The organism is Microbacterium sp. Leaf351 (assembly GCF_001423825.1).
GTDB lineage: Bacteria > Actinomycetota > Actinomycetes > Actinomycetales > Microbacteriaceae > Microbacterium > Microbacterium ginsengisoli.
The window spans coordinates 153,135-157,395 of the sequence record NZ_LMPK01000002.1 but is presented as its reverse complement, the minus strand read 5'-3'; the positions used below and the strand labels follow the sequence as shown (position 1 = coordinate 157,395).

Genomic DNA, 4,261 nt, shown 5'->3' with positions numbered 1-4,261 from the left:
CCGGCCCCGCCCCCTGCGACCGCATCGACATCGTCGTACCGCCGTACCAGAACCTCAACGCCGCCCTCGGGCAGCTGGCCGGGGTCGAGGTCGGACTCGTGCAGAGCCAGTCGATCGGCTACGAGGGCATCGCCGCACTGCTGCCCGCGGGCGTTCCGCTCGCGAACGCCGCGGGCGTGCACGAGACCTCCACCGCCGAGCTCGCCGTGGGTCTCGCGATCGCGTCGCTGCGGCGCCTCGACCAGTTCGCCCGCGACACCGCGACCGCCACCTGGAACCCGGTCTTCGGCACGAGCCTCGCCGACCGCCGTGTGCTCGTGCTCGGCTGGGGCGGCGTCGGGAAGGCGATCGGCGCGCGACTGATCCCGTTCGAGGTCGACCTCACCGCCGTCGCCTCGCGAGCCCGCGACGAGGACGGCGTCGCCGTGCACGGCTTCGCCGAGCTCGCCGACCTGCTGCCGCGCACCGAGGTGCTCATCCTCGCTCTTCCGGGCGGCGACAGCACGCGCCACATCATCGACGCCGCCGCGCTCGCCCTGCTCCCCGATGGCGCGCTCGTCGTGAACGTCGGCCGCGGGCCGCTCATCGACACCGACGCGCTCGTCGCGGAGACCGCGTCCGGGCGCCTGCGCGCCGCGCTCGATGTGACCGACCCCGAGCCGCTTCCCGCCGACCACCCGCTGTGGCGGTCGCCGGGTGTGCTCATCGCCCCTCACGTCGGCGGGGCGTCGAGCGCGATGCGCCCCCGCCTGGTGCGCGTGCTGCGCGATCAGATCACGCGCGCCGCACGCGGCGCCGCACCGATAAACATCGTCGTCGCCGGCTGATCGCGGCTACGAGTTGGGCGTGACCGGGGTGCGGGCGACCGGGTAGGCGTCGACCGTCACGGTGTCGTCGCGCGCCGTGAACCGCAGATCGGCGCCGTCGGGGAACGCCTGCTCGACGGCGGGCGTGAAGACGACCGGACGACCGTTCGAGGCGAGCGGGTTCGTGTCCGCACTCGTGCCGATACGCACATCGACCACGACCGGAAGGGTGCCGAGTGCGCAGCCGATGAGCGAGGCATCCGGATAGACATCGGGCTGCGGGATCACGGCGATGCACCGCATGTCTCCCGCGGGCGGAATCACCGTGTAGACGGACATCCCGAGGTACGACTCGTACGCCCGCGACGAGGTGGACGTGCCCGTGAACATGACTGCCGACGGCGCATCACCGGGGATGCGCTGCAGCACGGCGGCGTGCTGCGAGGTGACGACGTGGGTGACGAGAAGCGTCGTACCCGTCGACAGCCCGGCCACGACGACGAGGCTCGCGATCCACCAGATCGCGGTGACCCGATCGACGCGCGGGCGCATGCGACGCCACAGCGACACATCGGATGCCGCCCCATCCGCGTCGCGCTCACCCCCACCGCTCGCACGCGTTCCGGCACCGGGCCCCGGCACAGCGCCCGACTCGGTGGCCGGATCGTCCGCGGGGCGGACGACGGGCGGCTCGAGGACCGATCGTGTCCTGACGGTCGCCGCGGGGGCCGCGGCATCCGTCGCCCTGCGGCCCTCGAGCACGTCGAGGCGCGCGAGCGCGACGGGATCTCCCGCGATGTCGGCGTGGGGTCCGTACGCGCGCAGTCGCAGCGCGGCGAGCTCGGCGCGTTCGTCGCCGGTCACGGCGCGGGCCGTTCGTCGATGTCGCGACCATCCCACAGATCGTCGCAGGCGACGAATGTCGCCCCGTGCGCGGCGAGATAGGGGCCGGCACCCCGGTCGCCCGCGACGGTGGCCGCCACCGCGGCCCAGTGGTCGCGCCCGATCAGAACCGGGTGCGACGGGGCGCCCGCGACGGTCGCCTGCACGAGAGCGGATTCCGCGGCCTCCGCGGCGGCCCCGAGCACGCGCGCGACCGCGGCCGCCGGCAGCGTCGGGGTGTCGACGGGCACGATCACCGCGAGCTCCGCCCCGGTCGCGGCCGCGGCGTCCAGAGCCGAGCGCACGCTCGCCGACAGCCCGTCGTTCCAGTCGGGCACCAGCACGGCACGACCGGGGGCGGGGATGCGCCGGGCGACCTCCGCCGCGGCGGCGCCCACCGTCACGAGCACCGGGTCGCAGCCGGACGCGGCGAGAAGCGCCACCGCCCGGTCGAGCCAGGGCGTGCCGTCGGCATCGGCCGCGAGCGCCTTCGGCCCGCCGTAGCGGGTGCCCGCGCCCGCCGCGAGCACGATCCCGCAGGGTGCCCCCACGACCGGCAACGGCGTCACGTCCACCGCGCCAGCGTAGCCCGCCCGAAACACGCGAGGGCTAGCGTGGCGGCATGCTCGAGCTTGCGACCGACCTGCTGCCGCTGCTCGCGGCGGGCGAGCGCGTCGCGGTCGTGACGGTCGCGCACGTGGCGCGTTCGGCGCCGCGCGGCGCCGGCGCGGCGATGGCGATCACGTCCGACGCGCGGGCGATCGGCTCGATCTCCGGCGGCTGCGTCGAGGCGGATGCGGTCGCGCTCGCCCTCTCGTGCCTGGCGACCGGACGGGGTCAGACCGCGCGCTTCGGCTTCACCGACGAGCAGGCCTACGCCGCCGGTCTCGCCTGCGGCGGCTCGATCGAGGCTGTGGTCAGTGTGCTCGATCCCGCCGACACGGTCGTGCGCGACGCTCTCGAACGCGTCGCGGCGGGTCGCCGCGCGGCGGTCGGCATCGTTGCCGCGGGGCCCGACACCGGCCGCATCCTCCCCCTCGACGCCGGCGGCAGCGAGACGCGCCTCGGCGAGCATGACGGATGCCCCGTGCTCGCCGTCGTGCAGACGCCCCCGCCCGCGCTGTACCTGCTGGGTGCCGGCGAGCACGCCGCCGCGCTATGCCGGGTGGCCGCCGCCGCCGGCTTCGCAGTCACCGTGTGCGACGCGTGGGAGCTGCTGGCGACGCGCGAGAGGTTCCCCGCGGCAACCCGGATCGTCGTCGACCTGCCGCACGACTTCCTCGCGACGCTCGACCCCGTCGACCTCGACGACCGCACTGCGATCTGCGTGCTCACCCACGACGAGCGCCTCGACGTGCCCGCCCTCGAGGTCGCGCTGCGGCTTCCGGTCGGCTTCGTCGGGGCGATGGGCGCCCGCTCGACCGTCGCGCACCGTGCCACGCGGCTGCGCGAGGCGGGGCTCGGCGACGACGACCTCGCCCGGCTGCACTCGCCGCTCGGGCTCGACCTCGGCGGACGCACCCCCGAGGAGACCGCGCTCTCGGTGCTCGCCGAGATCGTCGCAGCACGCCACGGCGGATCCGCGGTGCCGCTGCGAGAGCGCCGGGGCGCCATCCACGCCCGCGCCGCCGCCGACACGATGCTTCCGACCGAGGCGGACGCCGCGGCATCCGCCTGTGCCCTGCCCGCCCTCGCGACCCTGGAGGCACACCGGTGAGCCTCACCCCGCCACTGCCCGCCGACGCGCTCGCTCCCGTCGACCTCGGCCATCTCGAGCACGCGATCACCCTCGCCCGCGCCGCCCGCGACCGCGGCGACCATCCGTTCGGGGCCGTCGTGGTCGCGCCCGACGGCACGGTCGTCGAGGGCCTGAACTCGGTCGTCACACAGGACGACCCGACCGGCCACGCCGAGACGAACCTCGTGCGCGCCGCCGCCGCGCGGCTCACGACCGAGGCGCTGCGGGGCGCCACGCTCTACACGAGCACCGAGCCGTGCGCGATGTGCACCGGCGCGATCTACTGGGCGGGGATCCCGCGCGTCGTCTATGCGCTCGGCGAGGACGAGCTGATCCGCATCGTGCAGGCGCAGGAGGGCATCCCGACGCTCGCGCTCCCCTGCCGCGAGGTGTTCGCCCGCGGCGGGCGCCCGATCGAGGTCATCGGACCGGTGCTGCTGCCCGAGGCGGCGGCCGTGCACGACGGCTTCTGGATCTGACCCGGGCCGAGAGCACCGTTCACGACCGGCGACGAGCGGATGCCGCGATCCCCCGCCGCGGCCGCAGCGTGACCGTGAACTCCAGCCGCACCGGACGGGTGACCGTGATGTCGAGCGCGCGGGTCAGCATGGCGACGATGAGGGTCGCCTCGATCCACGCGAACTGCTCGCCGATGCACCCGCGCGGCCCCGCACCGAACGGCACGAAGTCATAGCGCAGCCCGCCGGGCCGGCGCTCCCACCGATCGGGATCGAACACGGTCGGCTCGTCGTACCACCGCGCGCTGCGGTGGATGACCCAGGGCGACACCCCGACGACGTCGCCCGGCGACGCCTCGAATCCCCCGAACGCGATC

At 75.1% G+C, this 4,261-nt stretch carries 6 protein-coding genes; 3 read left to right on the top strand and 3 right to left on the bottom strand.

Annotated elements, in window-relative coordinates; translation table 11 throughout:
* A partial coding sequence (locus ASG00_RS01285; RefSeq protein ID WP_056206250.1) for a 2-hydroxyacid dehydrogenase occupies nt 1-827 on the top strand: 827 nt, incomplete at its 5' end.
* A gap of 6 nt (nt 828-833) precedes the next feature.
* Here ASG00_RS01285 and ASG00_RS01280 read toward each other — a convergent pair.
* Nucleotides 834-1,670 (bottom strand): hypothetical protein, encoded by an 837-nt coding sequence (locus ASG00_RS01280; protein WP_056206247.1) that lies wholly within the window; start codon nt 1,668-1,670, stop codon nt 834-836.
* Nucleotides 1,667-2,263 carry a nucleotidyltransferase family protein gene (locus ASG00_RS01275; RefSeq protein ID WP_235557462.1) on the bottom strand — a complete coding sequence of 199 codons (597 nt, stop codon included), beginning with the start codon at nt 2,261-2,263 and terminating at the stop codon, nt 1,667-1,669. The genes ASG00_RS01280 and ASG00_RS01275 overlap by 4 nt, the downstream gene beginning before the upstream one ends.
* A gap of 47 nt (nt 2,264-2,310) precedes the next feature.
* Here ASG00_RS01275 and ASG00_RS01270 point away from each other — a divergent pair, with 47 nt between their 5' ends.
* Nucleotides 2,311-3,405 (top strand): XdhC family protein, encoded by a 1,095-nt coding sequence (locus ASG00_RS01270; protein WP_056206245.1) that lies wholly within the window; start codon nt 2,311-2,313, stop codon nt 3,403-3,405.
* On the top strand, nt 3,402-3,905 hold the full coding sequence (locus ASG00_RS01265) for a nucleoside deaminase (RefSeq protein WP_235557461.1): 504 nt from the start codon (nt 3,402-3,404) through the stop codon (nt 3,903-3,905). Before ASG00_RS01270 ends, ASG00_RS01265 begins: the two co-directional genes overlap by 4 nt.
* A gap of 19 nt (nt 3,906-3,924) precedes the next feature.
* Here ASG00_RS01265 and ASG00_RS01260 read toward each other — a convergent pair.
* The coding region (locus ASG00_RS01260) for a cytochrome P450 (RefSeq protein WP_156456169.1) at nt 3,925-4,261 on the bottom strand (337 nt) is incomplete at its 5' end.

Coding starts and splice junctions, on each gene's coding strand:
- ASG00_RS01270 (WP_056206245.1), top strand. CDS start 2,311: ATGCTCGAGCTTGCGACCGACCTGCTGCCGCTGCTCGCGGCGGGCGAG.